Below are 21027 nucleotides of genomic sequence, written 5' to 3' on the forward strand. Positions count from 1 at the left end.
GTGACAGCGAGTCGATCGCCGCGGGCTACGCCTTCACAGGACCTGCACTCACCGCACTCACCAGCTGGCGCGAACCCGTCCCCGACCCGAGACGCGCTCGGCATGATCGCTCACTGGGCTCGCTCGCGCTCCCGCTCGGTTGGTGTGACGCTGGACATACCACCGAACGGCGGGAGGCGGCATGTTCACCAGAACGCGAGCCGGACTCGCCTCGCTCGCTGTGGCCGGCGCGGTGTTCGTACCCCTCGCGGCGGCAGCTCCAGCGGACGCGGCAGCGGTGCCTGCCCTCACAAGCTGCGCACATCACACGGTTGGCTCCTGCAACGCCAACTCCCCACACCCGAGCGGGGCTACGGCCCAGTGCCGGGACGGCACGTACTCGTACAGCAAGCACTTCTCCGGTACGTGCTCCCGCCACCACGGGGTGAAGTACTGGTACCGGTGAACGCGGTGAAGGAGACCGGGCCCCGTCGGCGGGGCCCGGTCCGTGTTCCACGGCTACGACGTCGGTTCCTTCTCGACCACTGGAGCGCCGGCCGCGTTCGCCTTCACGGACTCGATGCCGTGCATGCAGGAGGCCTTGTTCTCGTACGCCTCACCGACCGCGATGATCTCGCCGTTGCCCGCCTTCAGCCGGAACCGGTACTTGTCCGCCTTGTCCTTGTAGACCTCGAACTTGCCAGTCATGACGTGCCGCCTCTCGGATGTGCCCCCTGAAGCGACGCTAAGCGGGACTACGGGTCTGCGCAGCTCGGGGAGGTCTGGAGGAGGGGGCGGAGGCGGTGGCCGGGCGACCTCCTCCGCCGGCCGGTCAGAGTTCCGGCTCCCGCGGCGGCCGTGGCGACTCGCTGTTCTGCGGCTTCGGTGCCGGTGCCGGTTCCTGTGCCGGCTTGGGCGCGTTGCGGACGGCCTCCGCGCGCAGCAGGGCGCGCAGGACCGCGTACGGGTCGATGGGCATGGCTGTGTTCCTAGCGTCGCTGTGACGGGTTGACCTCGGGGGACGGTCGGTCCGTCAGCAGCGCAGGACCACCGTGCGCAGAGTGCGCAGGGTGTACGACGGCTCGGGCGGCGCGGGGAGCCGGCGGCGCGCGGGGACGCCGGGCGCCGGGGCGGGGGCCGGGCGCAGGGGCGGGGGCCGGGCGCAGGGGTGCGGTGGGCCGCTGGACGGTGAGGGTCGGGGGCCGTAGGACGGCGGCCGGGTCGAGGACGTCGTACTCGATGGTCGTCTCGACGGAGGACGCGACGGGTGTCGCGCGTGCCTCGGTGTGCGTGCCCGGCACCAGCAGGGCGAGGAGCAGCACGAGCGCCCGCAGCCAGGCGCGGCTGCGGGGGAGGCTTCGTGCGGGGCTCACGGGGGTCAATCTGCCCTGCGGTGCTACGGCGTTCATCGCGTCCGGCGCGAGATACGCCCACATGGAGTAGGGGTCGTCGTCACAGGGCGGCCGGGATTTGCTCGGCCCGGCCCTTCATCCGGATCGCCGTGATGATCTCGACCACGCCGACCGCGACCAGCCAGATGCCGCCGACGAGGGTGAGGACGGCGACCGAGCGGAAGGGGGAGTCGATCAGGACGATGCCGGCGACGAAGGTGACGACGCCGAGGAAGATCTGCCAGCCGCGGGCGGGCATGTTCTGGTCGGAGGCGGCGGCCAGGGTCTGGGTGATGCCGCGGATCAGCCAGCCGATGCCGACCCACAGGGCGAGCAGCAGGATCGACTGCATCGGGCCGCGGAAGCAGAACAGGCCCAGCACGATCGACAGCGCGCCGCTGATGAACGCCAGCACGCGCAGCGAGGTCGCCTTGTGGGTGCCGAAGGCGGAGACCAGCTGGAAGACGCCGCTGATCAGGAGGTAGACGCCGAAGAGGATGCCGGCCGCGAAGAGGGACGCGCCCGGCCACACCAGGACCAGGACGCCCAGGACCAGCGACGCGATGCCGGTGAGCAGGACGACCTGCCAGGCGGCCTTGGACAGGGCGTGCAGGGGGCCTTCGAGGTCCAGGTCCCGTTCGCGTTCGCGTTCGCGTTCTCGTTCACGCACGTCGCGTGGCGCGCTCGCGTCGTGGGCGCGGCGGTCGTCGAACTCCGGGCCCCAGGAGGGGCCGCTCGGTGCCTCGGTCATGGTCCATGTTCTGACCGGGCGGGGACGGCCCGCCACCGGGGGCGGGCCACCCGGCTGACGGGGTCGCCGAGGCGGTTGCCGACGTGCCTACTTGCCGCCGGCGGCCTTCGCCACCTTCGCCGCCTTGTCCGCTTTGGCCGCCGCCTTCATCTCCTGCTTGTGGGCGCGGACCTTGGTCAGCGACTCGGGGCCGGTGATGTCGGCGACGGACCGGAAGGACTTGGGCTCGCCGTACGCCCCGGCCGCCTCTCGCCACCCCTTCGGCGTCACCCCGAGCTGCTTGCCGAGCAGGGCCAGGAAGATCTGCGCCTTCTGCTTGCCGAACCCGGGCAGCTCCTCAAGGCGCTTGAGCAGCTCGGCGCCGGTGCCGACGTCCTCCCAGACGCCGCTCGCGTCCCCGTCGTAGTGCTCGACGAGGTACTGGCACAGCTGCTGGATGCGCTTGGCCATCGAGCCTGGGTAGCGATGCACGGCCGGCTTCTCGGAGAGCAGCGCGGCGAAGGCCTCGGGGTCCCGCGCCGCGATCTCGTGGGCGTCCAGATCCTCGGTCCCGAGCCGGTCCGCGATCGTGCGCGGCCCCTTGAACGCCCACTCCATCGGCACCTGCTGGTCGAGCAGCATCCCGACCAGCGCGGCGAGCGGGGAACGGCCGAGGAGTTCGTCGGCGGCAGGGTCCTGGGCGAGGTGAAGGGTGACGTCCATGACCCCGATGATGCCTCCGCGCGGGTCAGAGCTCCACGTGAGGGCTGCCGAGCGCGGCGCCGAAGTAGCCCTTCACGCCGTGCACGGTGATGCCGGTGCTCTTGCCGCAGATGTTGGCCGAACCCTTGAGCACGGGGCCCGAGGCCGAGCCGCGGGCGACCCAGACGCAGCCGTCGCTGTTCTCCGTGGGGGCTCCTACGACCGTCTCGGCCTTGCCGTCCTTGTTCAGGTCGGCGAGGTGGACGGCCGCGCCGAACTGGTCCCCGGTCTCGACCGTGCCGGGCACCCCCGCCGTGTCCTGGGTGTATCCGGCGGCCTTGGCGGTGGTCAGGCCGGCGGCGGAGCCGCGCAGCAGGACAGCCGTGCCGGCCGTCTTGTGCGTGCCGACGCCTTCGCCGGGGGCGCCGACGAGGACATCGGCGTATCCGTCCTTGTTCACGTCGCCGATGCTGAGGGACTGGCCGAACATGTCACCGTTCTCGGCGGCGCCGGGCACGCCGGCGGTGTCCTGCTGGTAGACCTTCGGCTTCTGGCCGGCGGTGATGCCCTGCGCGCTGCCGTAGAGGACCTGGATCTCGCCACCGCGGTGGGCCCAGCCCGCCGGGCCGCCGGACATGGAGTCGTCGGTCGAGATGCCGGTGACGAGGTCGCCGTAGCCGTCGCCGTTGATGTCGCCGATCGCGCCGGCGTGGCCGTCGGCGTAGGGGAGCTCGACGCGGCCTTCCTGTTCCGTGATGACGTACACCGGCCCGCGGAGGTCGCCGTCCGTGGGGCCGGGCAGCCAGAACTGTTCGGCCTTGCCGTCGCCGTCGACGTCGCCCATCACGACGCCACGGGTCGCGCCGAAGTCCGAACCCCGGTCGTCGTAGGTGCCCTTGCCGGCGCGGGTGAACGGGCCGCGGTAGGTCGCGCCCTCGCAGTCCGAGCCGATGGCCGCGTCCGGTACGCCGTCGCCGTCCACGTCGCCGGTGGCCAGGGACATGCCGTAGCGGCAGTACGTCCTGCCGTCCCCGAACCCGGTCGGCGGGGCGATGTTCGCGCCGCCCTTCAGACCGCTCGGGCCGCCCCATACGACGGTCACGGTGCCCCGCGACGACTTGCCGCTCACGCCCTCGTCCGGGGCGCCGACGATCAGGTCCGCGTATCCGTCCCGGTCCAGGTCGGCGCTGGTCACCGTGGTGCCGAAGCCGTCGTACTCCTCGGGGTCCCCGGGAATTCCCGTCGTAGCCTGGGTGATGACCGTCCGCCGCGTCGCACCGACCGTCGACGCCGAGCCGTACAGCACGACGACCGAACCGGCGGCCTCCACACCGCCGTTGGCGGCATCCGGCGCCCCGATCGCCAGGTCCCGGTACCCGTCCCCGTTGAAGTCGTCCTGTACGGCAGCCGTGTTGGCCCCCTTGTAGGGCGAGGCTGCCGACGACGACACCGGGGTGAGCGGGACGGCGACGGCGGCGGCGAGCACGACGGCCGTGGCGACAGCTCTGCGCAAGGGGGTACTCCTCGGTCGGGACAACAGGCGTACGCCTGGACACGCGAAGCACGCGGATGGTTGTACGCCCCGCAGCCGCGTCCCGCAGTCGCCCCGCCGCTACGCCCGCCAGTACCCCAGCGCGTGCAACCGCTCCCGCCGCACCCCCAACTCCTTGCGCACGTACGACGACAGGGCCCGCGTGGTCGTCGTGTCGCAGGTGATCCAGACGTAGGGGTCGGCGCTGCTCTTCAGCAGGTCGGGGAGTTCCGCGCGTACCCGCTGGGCGAGTTGGCCCCTGGCGAGGCGACGGACCTCGTGGAGTGACGGGTCGGTGCGGAACGGCAGGCCCTCGGTCTCGCCCTCGAACCAGATCGTCGCCGGCACCTTTGAACCCGGCGAACCCACCGCCCCCAGCAGGGAGTTGATCGCCGGGAGTGACGCCGGGTCGCCGATCGCGAAGAGGTGGGAGGGGGCCGGGACGGGCTCCTCGAAGCCCGTGCCCTGGACCGTGGCCTCGATGGTGTCGCCGGGCTTCGCCGAACGCGCCCAGTCGCTCGCGCGGCCCTCGTGCAGGGCGAATTCGAGGCCGAAGGTGCCGGCCGCCGGGTCGGGGTCGACCAGGGTGTACGCCCGCTGGTGCGGCCTGCCCGCGTTGTCGAACCAGAGCCGGACCCACATCGTCGGGTGGACGCCGGTCGCCGCGAGCATGCCGCCGTCGGTGAGGCGGAGCCGCCGGTAGTGCGGGGTGACGTCCTCGGCCCTCGTCACCGTGAACGCGAAGTCCTTCGCGCGCAGCAGCCGGAGAACCGCGCCCTCCCAACCGCGCCCCTGCACCATGGTCTCTTCACCCTTCGCGTACGCTTCCCCCATCAGTAACTTAGGCAAGGCTAACCTAAAGAGCAGCCGTGGAACAGGGAGGTCAGAGGGTGTCGACCCAGATCTACCGCGATACCTGGGGAATCCCCCATCTGCGCGCCGGCAGCGCCGACGCACTCTCCCGCGCCCAGGGACGGGTCACCGCCCGCGACCGTGCCTGGCAGTTGGAGGTCGAACGGCATCGCGCGCAGGGCACCTCGGCCGCCTTCCTCGGCCCGGACGCCCTGCCCTGGGACCTCTTCGCCCGCCGCGTCCGCCTCGACGACACGGCGAGGCGTTGTTTCGCCGCGCTGGAGCGACGGGATCCGGAGACCGCGCGCTGGGTCCGGGCGTATGTCGACGGCGTCAACGAGGGGCTGGCCGCGAGTGACGCCCCCGAGTTCGCCAAGTGCGGCCTCGCGCCCGGCCGTTGGGAGCCCTGGACGCCGCTCGGCGTCTGGCTCGGCACGCACATCCTGTTCGCGGGGTTCCCGGCGAAGCTGTGGCGCGAGGAGGCGGTACGGCACCTCGGGCCGGACGCCGTCGGGTTGTTCGCCACGGACGGGCCCGGCACCTCCGGCAGCAACGGCTGGCTGGTGAGCGGGGGGCGGACCACGACCGGGCTCGCCGTGCTCGCCGGTGATCCTCATCGCTTCATCGAGGAACCCGGTGTCTACCAGCAAGTCCACCTCTCCTGCCCGGAGTTCGACGTCGTCGGCCTCACTGTCCCCGGCGTCCCCGGCATCGCCCACTTCGGGCACACCGGCACGGTCGCCTGGGCCATCACCAACGCCATGGCCGACTACCAGGACCTCTACCGGGAACGGCTGCGCCGCACCGGCGCCGGCGTGGAAGCCCTTGGCCCGGACGGCAGTTGGCGGCGCGCGGCCCGGCACACGGAGATCATTGAGGTGGCGGGCCAGGAGTCCGTCGAGGTCGAAGTCGTCGAGACCGAGCGGGGGCCGGTCGTCATCGGCGGCCCGGAGGGACTCGACGGCGGAGTCACCGAGCCGCCCGGTACCCCGCCCCTCGCCGTCAGCCTCCGCTACCCGCCCCGTGTCACCGGCGACCTCGGCTTCACCGCCCTGCTCCCGCTCCTCCGAGCCCGCCAAGTCGCCGACGTGGACCGGGCGTTCGACGACTGGGCGGAGCCCGTCAACGTCGTCCAGGCCGCCGACACCGAGGGCGGACTGCTGCACCGGGTCGCCGGCAAGGTGCCGGTGCGCGCCGAGGCCAACCGCACCCGGCTCGTCCCCGCCTGGGAACCCGGTCACGAGTGGCACGGCTGGCACGAGCCCCCTCGCGGACAACTGACCGACGGCATCGCGGTCATGGCCAACCAGCGCGGCGCCGCCACTCCCCTCGGCGTGGAGTTCGCGCCGCCGCACCGCGCCGATCGCATCACCGCGCTGCTCGCCGAGCGCCGGAAGTGGTCCGCCGCCGACATGCCCGCGATCCACAGGGACACCCATCTCGGCTCCGCCGCACCCCTGTTGGACCACCTGGCCGCACTCACCGACCTCACCCCCGGGGCCTCCGCACTCCGCGACCGGCTGCTGACCTGGGACCGCCGCATGGACGCCGACAGCGCCGACGCCGCCGCCTACGCGGCCGTACGAGGGGCGGTCGTACGACGGCTCGCGGCGCACCCGGCGTTCGCCGCGCTTGCCGAGTCGCCCGCGTACCCGGAGGTGTTCCTGCCATGGCTCGCGCTGCTGCCGCGTGTGGGTTTCGCGCTCGAACACCTGCTGCGGGCCCGGGAGTTGTACGGCGTGGTCCGTCCGGCGGTCGTCCGGGCGGCGGTCGAGGAGGCGGCTGTCACACCGGCCGGCGTCTGGGGTGACACCCATCGCCTCACACCGTGGCGGGCGCTCGCCCAGACGACGGACACCGAGCGGCCGGGCCTCTCCGGCGACCACGACTGCGTGCTCTGCACCTCCTCCGTGCCGGGCCTCACCGACCTGAGCGCGCGGGGTCCGGCGGCCCGTTTCGTGTGGGACCTGGCCCGGCGGGAGGACAGCCTGTGGGTGGTGCCGACGGGGGCGTCGGGGGTGCCCGGCGCACCGCACCACCGCGATCAACTGCCCTTGTGGCTCAAGGGAGATCTCGTTCCGGTCGTCACCGACTTCACCCGACTCACCCTCGACGAGGAGACCGATGTCTGACCCGCGCACCACCACCCGCCGCCCCGTCCACTCCCAGCACGTCGACGGCTTCGGCACCGTCCGCGTCCTGCCCCTGGACGCGGCGGCCGACGCCGAGGTGATCCACCGCTGGGTCAGCGCGGAACGGGCCGCGTTCTGGGGCATGAACGGCCTCACCCGGGCCCAAGTCGCCGAGATCTACGCCCACATGGACACCTTCGCCACCCACCACGCCCACCTGGTGGTCAGGGACGGCGAACCGGTCGGGCTCCTCCAGACCTACGAGCCCGAGGCCGACCGCGTCGGCGACCGCTACGACGTACGACCCGGAGACATCGGCATCCACCTCCTCCTCGCACCCGCCGGACCGGGCGGCGACCGGCCCGGCTGGTCGGCGGCGGTGCTGGGCGTCCTCGTCTCCTACGTCCTGCTCGGTCTCGACCGGCGCCGGATCGTGGTCGATCCGGACGTGCGCAACGAGAAGGCGATCGCGCGGTTCCTGCGGCAGGGGTTCGTGGCGGGGCCGAGAGTCGTCCTGCCGGAGATCGACATCCCGGACGTGTACCTGCCCGCAAAGCACGCCCAACTGGCGTTTCTCCCTCGCGAGGTGGCCTTCCCGTAGCCTGCGGCGGCCTTCCCGACGCCTGAACCGGCCTTCCCGTAGCCTGCCGAAGTGACCGGAGTGACCCCAGAAGACCTCGTCGCCCACTACAACCTGGAGCCGATCCCCCGCGAGGGCGGCCTGTTCCGCCGTACCTGGGCGGGCCCGGAGCGGTCCGACGGCCGCCCGGAGGGCACGGCGATAGTCGCGCTGCTGAAAGTGCCCGACCACTCCGCCCTGCACCGCCTGCCCGGCGACGAGGTCTGGCACTTCTACCTCGGCGACCCGCTCGAACTCCTGCTCCTCGCCCCCGACGGCACCTCCCGCACGACGGTCCTCGGCCCGGACGTCCTGCACGGCCAGCACGTGCAGTTCACCGTGTCCGCCGGCACCTGGATGGGCGCGCGGGTGGTCGCGGGCGGCGCGTGGACGTTCTTCGGCTGCACGATGGCACCCGGTTTCACCTTCGAGGGCTACGAGCACGGCGACGCGGGCGAGTTGACCGCCCGCTACGCCCGCTCCCCGGCCGAGGCCGCCCGCATCACCGGGCTGTGCCGTCCATGAGCCGCCTGCTGGAGGGCCAGGTCGCCCTCGTCACGGGCGCGGGCGGCGGCATCGGCCGGGGCATCGCGCTGCGGTTCGCCGAGGAGGGCGCGGCGGCGGTCGCGGTGCACTGTCGTACGGCGGTGCGGGCGGCCGGTGAAGTCGCCGCGCGCGTACGGGAGTTGGGCGCCCGGTCCGTCGTACTGCAAGCCGATCTGACCGACGAGGACGCCTGCCGCGGACTGGTCCGCGAGGCGGCGGAGTGGGGCGGCGGGCGGCTGACGGCGCTGGTCAACAACGCGGGTGTACAGCCGACGCAGCCCCTGGACGGGATGACGGCGGCGGACTGGCGGGCGGTGGTCGACATGAATCTGATGAGCGTGTTCGCCTGCACGCAGGCGGCGGCCGAGGTGATGCGGGAGCAGGACGTGGATGGCGACGGCGGTGGCGACGGCGGTGGCGGCACGGTGACGCATATCGCGTCCATCGAGGCGAGCGCCCCGGCCCCGCTGCACGCGCACTACTCCGCGTCCAAGGCGGCCGTGGTGATGCACGCCCGGTCGGCGGCCCTGGAGTACGGGCCGTACGGCATCCGCGTCAACACGGTCTCGCCCGGTCTGATCGACCGGGAGGGGCTGGCGGAGGCCTGGCCGGAGGGGGTGCGGAGGTGGCGGGAGGCGGCGCCGACGGGGCGGCTGGGGCGCCCGGAGGACGTGGGGGACGCGTGCGTGTTCCTGGCCTCGCGCCTTGCCTCCTGGGTCACCGGGCACGACCTGGTCGTGGACGGCGGAGTGTTGGCGCGGCCCACATGGTGAGTGAAAGGGACGGTTCGCCCGTACATATGCGGAGGCCGGGAAGTCCGAAGACGGAGATGTGACGTGCGCCGACGACGGAATGAGGGACAGCGTTTTGGACACCACGGAGCCGGTCGACGGCGAGGAGTTCAAGGGCTGGTGCTGCTGGGCTCCCTGCTGGTCCTGCTCCTCCTCGGCACCGCGGGCACCGCGTCCGCGCACGCCGCCCTCGAATCCACCGACCCCGCCGACGGAAGCGTCCTCAAGTCCGCCCCCCGCTCCCTCACCCTCACCTTCTCCGAGTCCGTCGCCCTCCTCGACGACTCCTTCCGCGTCTACGACCCCGACAACCGGCGGGTGAGGACGAGTTCCGCGCACCACGCCAAGGACGCCGGTGACACGGCGAGCGTCACCCTCCCCGCCAAGCTCGGCACCGGCACCTTCACGGTCGCCTGGCGCGTGGTCTCGGCCGACAGCCACCCCGTCTCGGGCGCCTTCACCTTCTCCGTCGGCAAACCCTCCGCCACGACCACCCCGATCAGCACGGCCCCGAACGAGGACCCCCTCACGGGCAGCCTGTACGACATCGCCCGCTACTTCGCGTACATCGCCGCGGCCCTCCTCATCGGCACGGCCGCCTTCGTCACCCTGTGCCGCCCCCCGGACCCGTCCGTCCTCAACAAGCCGATCCTGACCGGCTGGTGGACCCTGCTCGCGGCGACCCTGGCCCTCCTGCTCCTCCGGGCCCCCTACGAGGCGGGCACCGGCCTGGCCACGGCTTTCGAACCCGCCGCGATCCCCAGGACGCTGACGACCCGCCCGGGCCTGGCACTCGCGGCCCGGCTGCTCCTGCTCGCCGCAACGGCCTTCTTCCTCCTACGACTTCGGGGGCGGGAGCGGTTCGGACGGGTGGCCCTGGGGACGGGTGCCGCCCTGGCGGTCGGGCTGGCGCTGACCTGGGCGTCGGCGGAACACGCGTCGGCCGGTATCCAGGTGCCGGTGGCCATGACGTCGGCGGTCCTGCATCTCCTGGCGATGGCGGTGTGGCTGGGCGGCCTGACGGCCCTGCTCACCGTGCTCTACCGCGCGCCGAACCTCGACGCGGCCCCGGTCGCCCGCTTCTCCCGGCTCGCCTTCGCCGCGGTGACCGTGCTGGTCGCCACCGGCGTCTACCAGTCCTGGCGGGGCCTCGGCTCCTGGAACGCCCTGACCGGCACCTCGTACGGCCGCATCCTGCTGGTGAAACTCGGCGCGGTGGCCCTGCTGCTCGCGGTGGCGGGGTGGTCGCGGCGGTGGACGGCGCGGATGGTGGAGGCGGAAGTGCCGGTCCACGTACCGGAGTTGGTGCGGGCGGGGGCGGACGGGGCGACGACTTCCACGGGCACGGGCACAGGCACGGGCACGGGCACGGGCACAGGCACAGACACAGGTACGGGTGAGGGCGTCGCGGACCCCGGTGACGGCTCCCCGGACCGGTACCGGCGTGGTCTGCGCCGCTCGGTGCTGTGCGAAGTCGCCGTCGGGGTCGCGGTGTTGGTGATCACGACCGTGCTGACCACCACGCTGCCGGGCCGGGCGGCGGCGGACGCGCAGCAGACCGCGACCCCGGCCGGGATACCGGCGGCCTCCGTCACCACCGTCCCCTTCCGCGTCGGCGACGCCGGCGGCAAGGTCCAGATCACCCTCGACCCCGGACGCGTCGGCCAGAACTCCGTCGAGGCGGTCGTCTACGGCCCCGACGGCGGCTTCGCCACCGTCCCCGAACTCCGCCTCTCCTTCACCCTCGCCGCCCAGAAGATCGGCCCCCTCGACGCCAACGTCAAGGACGAGGGCGGCTATTGGGGGACCAACTCCCTCAACCTGCCGATCGCCGGGACGTGGACGATGAAGGTCACGGTCAGGACGACGGATGTGGACCAGGTGAGTGTGTCGCGGGAGGTGCGGATCGTGAGGTAGCCGGGGTGCGCGGTCACGTCGGCTGCTTGCTGGCCCGCCACTCCAGTGCCTGGGTCTCCTCGGTGAACTCGATCAGGTGCTGGCCGGTGAACGGCCGTAGCGCGTCCCGTACTTCGGTCGGGGTGGCGTGGAAGAACTCCTTGCGGCTGTTCACCTGGTTGACCCGGCGCGGGGCGGACTGCTGGTGGAGTTCCGATCGCCCATACCGATGAGGTCGGGTGCCAGTAACCGCCCGGAGGCCACGCCCGGCAGGACGTTCCGCCACAGGTGCGACGAGGCCGGGTTGCCGTGCAGGAAGACGATCGGTGCTCCGGTGCCGGACTCCCGGTGGGAGACGGCCGAGTCCAGGACGCGCGTCATGTGCGAGGCCGTCACCGGAACGCCGCCGCATTGCGCTCCGCCCAGGCCGCGAACGCACCCGGCGCCCGCCCCAGCACGCGCTCGACATCCGGACTCACCCGCCGCTCCTCCTCGGTCGGGTCGCCCAGCAGGGCCAGCGTGCCCTCGACCACGGGCAGTGGCATGAACCGGGCCATCACCTCGTGCGCCTCCGCGCGGGACTGTTCCGTGAAGGTCACCGGCTCGCCCAGGGCCGCCGCTATCGCCGCCGCACGCGCGCGGGGTGTCGTCGGGGCGGGGCCGGTCAGGGTGTAGGTCGCGCCCGTGTGCGCATCGCCGCGCAGGACGGTGGCGGCGACCGCGGCCACGTCGTCCGGGTCCACGAAGGGCAGGCCCACGTCGCCGAAGGGCGCCGCCGCCGTGCGCCCGGCGCGGATCGACCCGGCCCAGGCGAACGCGTTGCTGTCCAGCCCGCCCGACCGCAGGATCGTCCAGTCGAGCCCCGACTCCCGTACGGCCGCCTCGAATTGGCGCGGATGCGCGTACGCCTCCGGCCGGGTCGCCGCCCCCTGCGAGGACAGCAGCACCACCTTGCGGACACCGGCGGACTTGGCCGCGTCCAGGATGTCGTACGGCCGCTCGCCCGCCACCAGCAGGAACAGCGCCCGCGCTCCCGCGAACGCGCCCCGCAGACCGTCCGGTTCGGCCAGGTCGGCGGCCACCGTGCCCGGCCCGCCGATGTGCCGGGCCACGGCCGTCACCTGGACCTGGTCCTCCGTGAGCAGTCGTACCAGTGTCCGCCCGACGTTCCCGGTCGCACCCGTCACCACGATCATGTCGATACCCCCGCCGTCGTTTGTATGAGTTAGTCGGCTGACTAACTCCGCTGGGAACGACGCTAGCACGATGGACCCGCCTGTTGTCTATAGTTAGTCAGGTGACTGACTCAAAGGATTCCCGGACCGCCACCGCCACCGCCACCGCCGTCGGCAAGCGGCAGCGTCTGACGACCGCCACCGCACGGGTCCTGCACGAGCAGGGCGTGGAGCGCACGACCATCGCCGACATCGCCCGCGCCGCCGACGTCCCGACGGGCAACGTCTACTACTACTTCAAGACCAAGGACGAGCTGATCGAGGCGGCCCTCTCCGAGCACACCGACTCCCTGGAGACCCTGACCGCCCGGCTCGACCGGCTCCCCGACCCGCGCGCACGCCTCAAGGCCCTCATCGGCGGCTGGGTCGACCAGAAGGACATCGCGGCCCGCCACGGCTGCCCCATGGGCACCCTCGCCGTAGAGCTGGACAAGCGGTACGAGGGCGGTCTCGATCTCGCCGCGGGGCAGGTCATACGGCGGCTGCTGGACTGGGTGGAGCAGCAGTACCGGCAGCTCGGCGCGGCCGATCCCGAGGGGCTCGCGCTGACCCTTGTGAGTGCCTACCAGGGCATGTCGCTGCTCTCCAACGCCCTGCGCGACCCGGAGATCATGACCCGTGAAGGGGCCCGGCTGACAAGGGAGTTGGACGCCCTGACCGTGGCCTGAGGGGCGACGGGGAACCCCCCTACTGCTGTCCCCGGATGCGCTGCGCGACCTCGCTGTTCTCGGTCTCCCACCAGGGGCGGACGAGTTCCGGGCCGCCGGTCGCCGCAGTCGCCTCCGCCGGTGTCGCCCGGACCAGTTCCGTGTCCAGGCGGCGGTCCAGGGCGACCGTCTCGGCGCGTTCGGTGCGGGCCCACTGGACCAGGATGGCGAGGAGGAAGGGGACGGCGACCAGTTCGGCGATGCCGACCATCGCGCCGCCGCCGAGCTGTTGGTCGTGCTGGACGTCGGGTGCCCAGGACGGGGAGTGCTTCAGGTACCAGGCGCCGGCGATCAGCGTGCCGTGGGTCATCACCACGATGCCCGGCACCGCGTCGATGATCCCGTCGACGAACACCAGCCCCGCCCGCACCGGATGCGTGCACCAGGCGGGCAGCGCCTCCTCGCGGGTGAGCACCGGCAGGACGAACAGGCTCCCGGCGAGCAGCAGTTGGAGGTACATCAGCTGGTGCAGCCAGTCGTTGGCCAGGGCCGTCTCGAAGTACGGCGTGAAGTAGATCGTCAGCTCGGTGGTGAGGACGAGGGCCGTGCTGACCAGGGGGAAGGTGAGCAGTCGTAGGAGGCGGCCGGTCAGCGCTGCCTGTGCTCGCGCGGCGGCGCGTTCGGGCAGGGCTCGCAGGGCCAGCCGCAGCGGATCGCCGAGGGCCAGGCCGAGCGGGGCGATCAGGTCCAGGAGGACGTTCTGGACGGCGGCCGGCCAGAACAGCACCCGGTCGTACACGGCGAGCGCGGACATCGTGGCGACCACGAGCGTGCCGAGACCGAGCACCGCGAACGCGGCGGTCCGCGCCACCGGCCAGGCCTCGCCGCGACGCCTCAGCCGCAGTACGCCCCACCCGTACAGGCCCCCGAGGAGCACGACGAGCAGCAGCGCCGGGACGTCCGCCTGCCAGGACGAGAACAGTCGTGCCACGGTGAGCTGCGGCGGTGTCTCCATCGCGATCTACCTCCACGGCCGGCCTGCCGGTTGTGCCGGTTCTGTCGGATCTGCCGCAGCACTCTATGCCGCGCGGCACCGCGGCGAGGACCCGCCCCCGTGGCCCGGGGCGCACGCGGCGGTCCCGCCCCCCGGGGTTCGTGCGCCCGACCGGCCACCCGTACGCGATCCACCGCCGCGCCTCTACGACGGTGCGCCGCCGCGCCGCTACGACGGTGCGCGCAAGGCGTCCACCGGCTCCATGCGGGCGGCGCGCAGCGAGGGGTAGAGCCCCGCGAGGAGTCCGACGAGGGCGCCGGCGAGTGGGGCGCCGAGGGCGAGGCGCAGGTCCAGTACCGGTGTCCACTCCTTGAGGACGGCGACCGACACCACGACCGCGATGCCCAGGGCCGCGCCGACGACCCCGCCGAGCAGCCCGATGGTCGTCGATTCGAGCAGGAACTGTCCGGCCACCTGTCTGCGCGAAGCCCCCAGCGAGCGGCGCAGCCCGATCTCGCCGACGCGTTCCATGACCGTCACCAGGGTCACGTTGGCGATGCCGATCGCGCCGACGACGAGGGAGACCAGCCCGAGGACGAGGAAGAGGCTGTCGGTGTCGTTCTGGACGCCGGCGCGTGCCTTGGACAGGTCGGGCGGTGCCACCACGGCGAGCGAGTCCTGGTGTCCGGGCGCGAGCGCGATCGGTGCCTGGCGTGCCACCTGCCTGGCCGCGCCCAGCGCGGTGTCGACGAGGACGCGGGTGATGTCCCGCAGCCCGATCCGGTCGGCCGCGGTGGTGGGCGGCACCATCACGGCGGTGGACAGCCGCTCCTCGCGCCGGATCCCGCCGAGGATGCCGATCACGGTGTACGACTGCCCCTTGAAGAAGACCGCCGGCGCGTCCTCCACCCGCTTGATCCCGAGCAGCCGGGCCGCCTGGTCGCCGAGCACCACCACCTGGTCGTGCCGGGCGATGTCCCCGGCGTCGTAGAACCGTCCCGCCGTCATCGCCCCGTGCACGGCGGTCGGCAGACCCGCCGACGCGGCGATCACGGCGAGGGTCTGGCCGGACAGGTCGCCGGGCGCGGTCACGTCGTTGGACCGCACCAGGACGCTGTCGGTCGCGTCCGAGTCGGCGAGCGCGGCCACCGACTCCACACCCGCCAGCCGCCGTACGGCATCGGTCCCCGACCAGGGCACCAACGGCCCGGCGTCCTCCTCGCCGGGCAGCCGCTCCGGCACGGTCACGGTCACCGAGGTCGCGGTGAGGGCGTCGAAGCGGCCGACGATCTGGTTGCCCGCGGTGGACGCCACCCCGATGGTGATGACGAGGGTGGTGATGCCGAGGACCGTGCCGAGCGTGGTCAGCGCGGACCGCACCGGCCGGGCGAGGACACCGGCGAGGGCCTCCGTCCACAGGTCCCGGGGGTCCATCCAGGGTCGTTCGACCTTCCCCTCCCCGCGTATCACCCGGCCTCCTCGGCCAGGCGCCCGTCGGTGATACGGACCCGGCGCCCCGCCCGCCGACTGACCGCCTCGTCGTGCGTGATCACGACCAGGGTCATGCCCTGGGCGCACAGGTCGTCGAAGAGTTCCAGTACGGAGAGGGTGTTCTCGGTGTCGAGGTTGCCGGTCGGCTCGTCGCAGAGCAGCAGCGCCGGGTCGCTGAGCAACGCCCGTGCGATGGCGACCCGTTGACGCTCACCGCCGGACAGCCGGTCGGGCCGGAAGCCCACCCGGTGCCCCAACCCCACCTGTTCCAGGGCCTGATGGGCGCGGGCGAGCCGGCTGCCGCGCCCGAGTCCGGGGCGCGGTCTACGGTAGGCCTCGGCCAGCATGACGTTCTCGTCGACCGTCCGGTACGGCAACAGATGGAAGGACTGGAACACGAACCCGATCCGGCTCCCGCGCAACGAGGTCCGCTCCAGGTCGCCGAGCCCGGTGGTCTCCACCCCGTCCAGCAGATACGACCCCGCCGTGGGCCGGTCCAGCAGCCCCAGCGTGTTGAGCAGCGTCGACTTCCCGGAACCGGACGGCCCCACGATGGCCAGATGCTCTCCGCGCCGCACGGTCAAGTGCACGTCGCGCAGGGCGTGCACGGGCGGTTCGGAGGGGAACGTCCGCTCCACGCCGGTGAGTTGGATGACGGACGTGGTGGTGTCGAAGGCGCAGGGGACACCGGCGGGGCCGGGCATGTCGGCGGGGCTGGGGATCACTCGCCCACCACCACCCTCTCGCCCGCCTTCAACGCGCCCCCGGAGGGCGTGACTTCGACGATCCCGGCGGCGGAGAGCCCGACGGTGACATGGACGTCGGTCACGGTGGCGCCGCGCTCGACCTCGACCCGGGCACGTCCGTCGGACGAGGTGTGGATCGCGGCCATCGGCACGGTCAGCACCTTGCCGTCGGAGGCGCCGACCTTGACGGTCACCTTCACGGCGGCCTCGGCCTGCCCGGCGAGCGGACCCGGTTCCGGGACGGTGATCCGTACCTGGACGGCGGCCGTCGGGTCGGAGGCGGAGTCGGTGGCGGAGGGGGCCGTAGTGGAAGAAGCGGGGGTGGCGGACTCGTCCCCTACGACGTCCACCGTGCCCTTGGCCGTCTTGCCGTCCGTCGTGGTCAGTTCGGCGGTCATGCCGTGGTGCAGGAGTTGGGCGTCGGTGCCGGGGACGGCCGCCTGGACCACCAGGTCGGAGCTGGTCACGGTGCCGATCTGGGCGGACGGGGTGTCGCCCGTCTGCACGCTCACCTTGTCCAGCCGCGCGGGCAGCTTCGGCAGGAAGACGACCTCGCCGGCCGGGACCTTCGTACCGTAGGCGGCCTTGAAGCCGCTGAGCGCGTCGTTCGCCAAGTCCAGTGCTTTCTGGGCGGACTTGACCTGGAGCTTGTGGACCTGCTGGTCGGTACTGGACTGCGGGGCCGGGGTGCCGGCCGAACTGCTCTCGCCCGAACCGGCCTCCGTGGCACCGCTGTTGGTGGTGAGAAGTGCCTCCTGCGCGGCGGAGACGGCCTGTTCGAGCGAGCCGAGCTGCTGCTGGTCGGCGGGGCTCGGCTCCTGGGGGTCGTATCCCTTGCCCTTGTACCAGTCGGCGACGGCGTTGGCGGTGCCCTGCCCGTACGTCCCGCTGATGGCACCCGGGTCGAACCCGAGCCGTTTCAGGGCTTTCTGAAGCTGTGTCACATCGTTGCCCGAAGTGCCGGGTCCCAGCGCGCGGTACATCGGCACGGAACCGCCGAGCGCGAACACCGGGCGGCCGTTGACCGTCATCAGTACGTCACCCTCCTTGATCTTCGTACCGGCGACCGGCGCCTTGGTGACGCGCTGCTCGGCGCCCTCGCCGTCCGCGCCCGAGGACGTTCCACTGCCCACGGGCCCGGCCAGTGACAAGGGCCGCGGCGAGGCGAACTCGACCGACCCGGTCGCCACCACACTCGCGGTGAGCGACTGCCGTACGACCGCCACCGTCACCGGACCGGCCTTCGGCGCCCGGTGCGAGGCGGCGGCGTCGGCGGGCGACCGCACCTGCGTACCGGCGAACCAGCCCCCCGCCCCGACCAGCACGACCGCCCCGACGACGACCCCAAGTCGCCTACGACTACCGCCGATTCCCTTCTTGTCGACGCGGCTCATCCGTTCTCCCCGTAGTAGGGCTTGGCCTTCTCCTCGCCGAAGTAGGCGGCGCGGAACTTCCTGCCGCAGTCGAGGTCCTTCAGGGCGATGCCGATGTCCTTGTTGAGGAGGGGCAGTGCGTCCTCCTTGCTCAGCGACGTGAAGTTCTCCGGCAGCTTCCGGGCGATGTCGAGGCGGACCATGGTGACCATGCCGGTCGGCTGGGTGGTGGAGACGGAGATGCCCTGCCCGGTCAGACAGGTCGCGAACTCCTGGGCGAGCTGGACGAGTTGGGGATCACCGTTGAGCGCGAGGCCGTTGGCGTGGTTCGCGTCGGCGCGGGCCTTCTCCGCCTTCTTCTCGGCCGCGGCACTGAGCGCGGGACCGTACGCCGCGACCCGCCCGACCTCCGAACACCCGCCGACCTTCTCCTCGGCCTTGGTCTTCGCCGGCGGACCCTCCAGGGCGATGTCGTACGCCTTCTTCTGGGCGTCGGTCAGCCCGTCCTCGTCATGGTCCAAGGGGGCGGTCCTCTTGGCCACATTGGCTTTGCTGTACGGCACGTTGACGTCGTCGGGGTAGACGGCGCCGGCGTAGTACCCGAAGCCGTACTTCTGCCGGAACTTCTTCGCCTGCGCGTAGTCCTCCCCGTCGACCGCCGAGACCGGATCGGCCGCCGCGGACGAGATCTGCGCGTGCGGGGTGTAGGCGAAGCCCTGCTTCTTCATGCAGACCGCGATGGCGTTCTCCTGGATGTACTCCTTCTTGGTCGCGTCGTCCACGCCGTCCGGGACGGTGAGTTGTACGGCTCCGTTGGCGGCGGTCGTGGTGGCGGTCCCGCCCGAACCGGCGCTTGAGGACGCCGACTTGTCGCCTCCGCCACCGCAGGCGGCGAGGAGGGGGAGGAGGCCTAGCAGGCCGAGGGTCAGGGCGGACGTACGTGCTCTGGGCGTGCCGACTCCGGGCGCGCTACTTTTGGGCATGCTCATGCCATGTGCTCCTTCGGGGTTGATCAAGGGATGTGCGGGGGAGGTCTGTCACCTCGGCCGCCGGTCACCTTCAGCCGCCGGTCTCTTTCAGTCGCCGGTCTCCTTCACGGCGTCGAAGATGCGGGGGTCGGTGGCCAGTTGGACGAGCGGACCCGTTCTCGCGGCGCTGTGGTTCCTGCCGGTGGCCGCCTGGTCGAGCAGGCCCGCGACCACCGTCACGGTCCATCCGCCCGGGGTCAGACAGGTGACGCCGGTGGCCCAGGACGAACGCGTCCCGGTGCCGCTCGGCGTAGGCTGTGCCGCACCCGCCACGAGGAAGTTCAGCAGGCTGCCCTCCCCGTGCCGGGTCAGGGTGCACCGGGAGATCAGGCCGTTCCACGGGGAGCCGAGCACGTGTCCGGTGCGATCCGAGCAGGCCCGGGTCCGGTGGGCGTACGACGGGTCCACGGTGGTCCGACCGACGCTCACATAGAGGTCGTTCACGCCGCCGTCGGCGGTGATCAGCTTGAAGTACCGTCCGGGGCGCAGGGGTTGGCGCGGATTCCCGGCCGCGATCCGGGTGCCGTTGCCGGCCGGGATGATCGACTGGAGCAGCTCCAGCGACGGATACCAGACCGTCGACCGCCCGGCGGGCAGCGTCGGCGTACTCTCCGGCCGAGGCGCGAGCAGCGCGTGCCCGCCGACCGCGAGCACCCCCGCCAGCACCGCGGCGCCCAGCGTCGCCCCGACCCGTCGCCGCCGACGCATCCGCGTACCGCGTACGACCGCGCCCGGCACCAGATCCGGCATGGGCGGCTCCGCACCGGAGGCCAGCCCGCCCAGGGCTTCGGCCAGGGCGGACTCGTACGCGTGCTGCTCCGCCATGTGCTGCTGCGTCACGTGCTGCTCCGCCATGTGCCGCTCCGCGAACTCGTCACCTGCCTTTCCGCTCATGCTCACCACTCCGCTTGCAGATAGCTGGTGTCAGGGCTGGTGCCGGGGTCGGGACCAGGGCCGGTTCCGGTTCCGGTTCCGGTTCCGAAGTCCTTGCCCGAGTCGGCCAGGATGTGCCGCAGGGTGCCCAGACCCCGGGAGGTCTGGCTCTTCACCGTGCCGACGCTGCACCCCAGCGCCACCGCCGTGGCCTCCACGCTCTGGTCCTCCCAGAACCTCAGCACCAGCACCGCCCGCCCGCGCGGCGGCAACTGGCGCAGGGCGTCCAGCAGGGTCAGCCGCAGATCCGGATCGGAGGGCGGGGCCACCACGTCCTCCTGATGCGCCCCGGTCCGCTCCCACCAGCGCCGGCGCCGCGTCTCGTCGATGAACGTCCGGTACAGCACCCGCCGGGCGTACCCGTCCGGCGACTCCAGCTGGCGCACCCGACGCCACACCGCGTACAGCTTCGCCAACGCCGTCTGGGTCAGGTCCTCGGCCAAGTGCCAGTCCCCGCACAGCAGATGAGCCGTGCGCCGCAGATGCGCCTGCCGACTGCGGGCGAAGTCGTCGAAGTCGAGCCCGAGTTCGCGGACACCACCGACGTCATCGACACCACCGACGCCACCGGCATCGCCTGCGTGGGAGACGCCCTGTCCGACCGGCGTTCGGATCACAGGCCACCTCCACCCGGCACCGGCGCGGTGCGCGGTGAGAAGTACTTCATGCTTGAGGAACGGGGGCGCCGGCTCAGGAGGTTGTCACCTCACGAGAAGTTTTTTTCCACGACAATCACGGCAGCAATGGACGTGGACGACGGGGGTGGCAGCGGTGGATGGTTCGCGGAGCGGGACTCCGTCGTCGGCGGAGCTGCGCTATCGCGTGACCGTGTGGCAGCGAATAACACCCGTTGTGCCCATGGCTGTTCTGAGCGTGGCCCTTACCCTGACGTCCTTGACGGAGAAACCGCCCCCGGACGCGGTGACCGCCTGGCTGGCGATCTGGTTCGGCCTGCTGGTCGTGGGTGCCCTGCTCCCCTCCTACTTCGGCATCACCCTCACCCCGTCTGCGGCCGTGGTCCGCAACATCCGCCGTAGAACCATCCCTTGGGCCGACATCCAGGCCGTCCGGATCGAATCGATCCTGGGCACGAGGACGGTCGTCCTCTACGAGGTGAACGGCCGCAGCACCCGCCTACGGGCCCCCGCCACCGGCTTCCTCGCCTGGGACCGCCGCTTCGAGGAGAAGTTCCACGTCATAGGAACCTGGTGGCTGACCCACCGAGGCCCCGACTGGACCCCGGCCCCACCCCCACGGGCCTGGTGGACCACCCCACCGCCCCCGGACCAGAACCCGTTCGCCCCGCCCAAGTAGCCCGGCGCGGTGTGCCGGCGACGAGGCTGTCGGTGTGTGGCAGGCCGGCCGGACCGGCTGAACAGGACCGTCAGCAGGTTTCCGGCAGCCGGTGCGG

Annotated in this window: 24 protein-coding genes and 1 pseudogene; 8 read left to right on the forward strand and 17 right to left on the reverse strand. The window is 72.1% G+C overall.

The features are described 5' to 3' along the window. Positions 1-181 precede the first annotated feature (181 nt). Positions 182-445, forward strand: a complete 264-nt coding sequence (locus tag ACIQBL_RS36915) for a DUF3761 domain-containing protein (RefSeq protein WP_401950126.1) — start codon at positions 182-184, stop codon at positions 443-445. Between the two features lie 53 nt (positions 446-498). On the opposite strand, the gene ACIQBL_RS36920 is transcribed toward ACIQBL_RS36915, so the two are convergent. The 7 genes from ACIQBL_RS36920 to ACIQBL_RS36950 form a co-directional block, all read right to left on the reverse strand. Next, positions 499-687: a YegP family protein gene (locus ACIQBL_RS36920; protein WP_363094852.1), complete on the reverse strand. Its 189-nt coding sequence runs from the start codon at positions 685-687 to the stop codon at positions 499-501. A gap of 124 nt (positions 688-811) precedes the next feature. Continuing rightward, on the reverse strand, positions 812-958 hold the full coding sequence (locus tag ACIQBL_RS36925; protein WP_401950129.1) for a hypothetical protein: 147 nt from the start codon (positions 956-958) through the stop codon (positions 812-814). A 10-nt stretch (positions 959-968) separates the two neighbouring features. Further along, entirely contained in the window at positions 969-1352 is a 384-nt protein-coding gene (locus ACIQBL_RS36930; RefSeq protein WP_401950132.1) for a hypothetical protein, read from the reverse strand. Between the two features lie 79 nt (positions 1353-1431). Continuing rightward, positions 1432-2121, reverse strand: a complete 690-nt coding sequence (locus ACIQBL_RS36935) for an HdeD family acid-resistance protein (protein WP_401950135.1) — start codon at positions 2119-2121, stop codon at positions 1432-1434. Positions 2122-2208: 87 nt separating this feature from the next. Continuing rightward, positions 2209-2823 (reverse strand): HhH-GPD-type base excision DNA repair protein, encoded by a 615-nt coding sequence (locus ACIQBL_RS36940; RefSeq protein WP_401950138.1) that lies wholly within the window; start codon positions 2821-2823, stop codon positions 2209-2211. 25 nt (positions 2824-2848) lie between these two features. Next, positions 2849-4315, reverse strand: coding sequence for a hypothetical protein (locus ACIQBL_RS36945; RefSeq protein ID WP_401950141.1), 1467 nt, complete (start codon positions 4313-4315; stop codon positions 2849-2851). Between the two features lie 99 nt (positions 4316-4414). Next, entirely contained in the window at positions 4415-5134 is a 720-nt protein-coding gene (locus tag ACIQBL_RS36950) for a siderophore-interacting protein (RefSeq protein ID WP_401950396.1), read from the reverse strand. Positions 5135-5223: 89 nt separating this feature from the next. Here ACIQBL_RS36950 and ACIQBL_RS36955 point away from each other — a divergent pair, with 89 nt between their 5' ends. The 5 genes from ACIQBL_RS36955 to ACIQBL_RS36975 all read left to right on the forward strand — a co-directional run bounded on the left by ACIQBL_RS36955 (position 5224) and on the right by ACIQBL_RS36975 (position 11190). Next, positions 5224-7317 (forward strand): penicillin acylase family protein, encoded by a 2094-nt coding sequence (locus tag ACIQBL_RS36955; RefSeq protein WP_401950144.1) that lies wholly within the window; start codon positions 5224-5226, stop codon positions 7315-7317. After that, a complete protein-coding gene (locus ACIQBL_RS36960) occupies positions 7310-7918 on the forward strand; it encodes a GNAT family N-acetyltransferase (protein WP_401950147.1) in 609 nt (202 codons plus the stop codon). The genes ACIQBL_RS36955 and ACIQBL_RS36960 overlap by 8 nt, the downstream gene beginning before the upstream one ends. A gap of 60 nt (positions 7919-7978) precedes the next feature. Continuing rightward, positions 7979-8461, forward strand: a complete 483-nt coding sequence (locus ACIQBL_RS36965; protein WP_401950399.1) for a cupin domain-containing protein — start codon at positions 7979-7981, stop codon at positions 8459-8461. Beyond that, positions 8458-9255 carry an SDR family NAD(P)-dependent oxidoreductase gene (locus tag ACIQBL_RS36970; protein ID WP_401950150.1) on the forward strand — a complete coding sequence of 266 codons (798 nt, stop codon included), beginning with the start codon at positions 8458-8460 and terminating at the stop codon, positions 9253-9255. The genes ACIQBL_RS36965 and ACIQBL_RS36970 overlap by 4 nt, the downstream gene beginning before the upstream one ends. A gap of 138 nt (positions 9256-9393) precedes the next feature. Beyond that, the gene (locus ACIQBL_RS36975) at positions 9394-11190 is read left to right on the forward strand and encodes a copper resistance CopC/CopD family protein (protein WP_401950153.1); all 1797 of its coding nucleotides are present in this window, start codon (positions 9394-9396) and stop codon (positions 11188-11190) included. Positions 11191-11203: 13 nt separating this feature from the next. Here ACIQBL_RS36975 and ACIQBL_RS36980 read toward each other — a convergent pair whose 3' ends face one another. The 3 genes and pseudogenes from ACIQBL_RS36980 to ACIQBL_RS36990 all read right to left on the reverse strand — a co-directional run bounded on the left by ACIQBL_RS36980 (position 11204) and on the right by ACIQBL_RS36990 (position 12365). Next, on the reverse strand, positions 11204-11344 hold the full coding sequence (locus ACIQBL_RS36980) for a hypothetical protein (protein ID WP_401950156.1): 141 nt from the start codon (positions 11342-11344) through the stop codon (positions 11204-11206). A gap of 41 nt (positions 11345-11385) precedes the next feature. Then, positions 11386-11550 (reverse strand): annotated as a pseudogene (locus ACIQBL_RS36985) (alpha/beta fold hydrolase); the annotation flags it as partial. An 11-nt stretch (positions 11551-11561) separates the two neighbouring features. Continuing rightward, positions 11562-12365 (reverse strand): SDR family oxidoreductase, encoded by an 804-nt coding sequence (locus ACIQBL_RS36990; protein ID WP_401950159.1) that lies wholly within the window; start codon positions 12363-12365, stop codon positions 11562-11564. Positions 12366-12466: 101 nt separating this feature from the next. Between ACIQBL_RS36990 and ACIQBL_RS36995 the strand changes: the two genes are divergently transcribed. Continuing rightward, the gene (locus tag ACIQBL_RS36995; RefSeq protein ID WP_401950162.1) at positions 12467-13072 is read left to right on the forward strand and encodes a TetR/AcrR family transcriptional regulator; all 606 of its coding nucleotides are present in this window, start codon (positions 12467-12469) and stop codon (positions 13070-13072) included. A gap of 19 nt (positions 13073-13091) precedes the next feature. Here ACIQBL_RS36995 and ACIQBL_RS37000 read toward each other — a convergent pair whose 3' ends face one another. The 7 genes from ACIQBL_RS37000 to ACIQBL_RS37030 all read right to left on the reverse strand — a co-directional run bounded on the left by ACIQBL_RS37000 (position 13092) and on the right by ACIQBL_RS37030 (position 20233). Further along, positions 13092-14066 carry a cytochrome c oxidase assembly protein gene (locus ACIQBL_RS37000; RefSeq protein ID WP_401950165.1) on the reverse strand — a complete coding sequence of 325 codons (975 nt, stop codon included), beginning with the start codon at positions 14064-14066 and terminating at the stop codon, positions 13092-13094. Between the two features lie 207 nt (positions 14067-14273). Then, positions 14274-15479, reverse strand: coding sequence for an ABC transporter permease (locus ACIQBL_RS37005; protein WP_401950168.1), 1206 nt, complete (start codon positions 15477-15479; stop codon positions 14274-14276). Between the two features lie 32 nt (positions 15480-15511). Beyond that, the gene (locus ACIQBL_RS37010) at positions 15512-16240 is read right to left on the reverse strand and encodes an ABC transporter ATP-binding protein (protein WP_401950402.1); all 729 of its coding nucleotides are present in this window, start codon (positions 16238-16240) and stop codon (positions 15512-15514) included. A gap of 17 nt (positions 16241-16257) precedes the next feature. Next, the gene (locus tag ACIQBL_RS37015) at positions 16258-17676 is read right to left on the reverse strand and encodes a peptidoglycan-binding protein (protein ID WP_401950171.1); all 1419 of its coding nucleotides are present in this window, start codon (positions 17674-17676) and stop codon (positions 16258-16260) included. Continuing rightward, the gene (locus ACIQBL_RS37020; protein WP_401950174.1) at positions 17673-18644 is read right to left on the reverse strand and encodes a hypothetical protein; all 972 of its coding nucleotides are present in this window, start codon (positions 18642-18644) and stop codon (positions 17673-17675) included. The genes ACIQBL_RS37015 and ACIQBL_RS37020 overlap by 4 nt, the downstream gene beginning before the upstream one ends. An 87-nt stretch (positions 18645-18731) precedes the next feature. Further along, a complete protein-coding gene (locus ACIQBL_RS37025) occupies positions 18732-19577 on the reverse strand; it encodes a hypothetical protein (protein ID WP_401950177.1) in 846 nt (281 codons plus the stop codon). Positions 19578-19579: 2 nt separating this feature from the next. Next, positions 19580-20233 carry a SigE family RNA polymerase sigma factor gene (locus ACIQBL_RS37030; RefSeq protein ID WP_401950180.1) on the reverse strand — a complete coding sequence of 218 codons (654 nt, stop codon included), beginning with the start codon at positions 20231-20233 and terminating at the stop codon, positions 19580-19582. Positions 20234-20510: 277 nt separating this feature from the next. Between ACIQBL_RS37030 and ACIQBL_RS37035 the strand changes: the two genes are divergently transcribed. Further along, positions 20511-20930 carry a hypothetical protein gene (locus ACIQBL_RS37035; protein WP_401950183.1) on the forward strand — a complete coding sequence of 140 codons (420 nt, stop codon included), beginning with the start codon at positions 20511-20513 and terminating at the stop codon, positions 20928-20930. Positions 20931-21027: the final 97 nt, after the last annotated feature.

Source organism: Streptomyces sp. NPDC088350 (genome assembly GCF_044753545.1).
Lineage (GTDB): Bacteria > Actinomycetota > Actinomycetes > Streptomycetales > Streptomycetaceae > Streptomyces.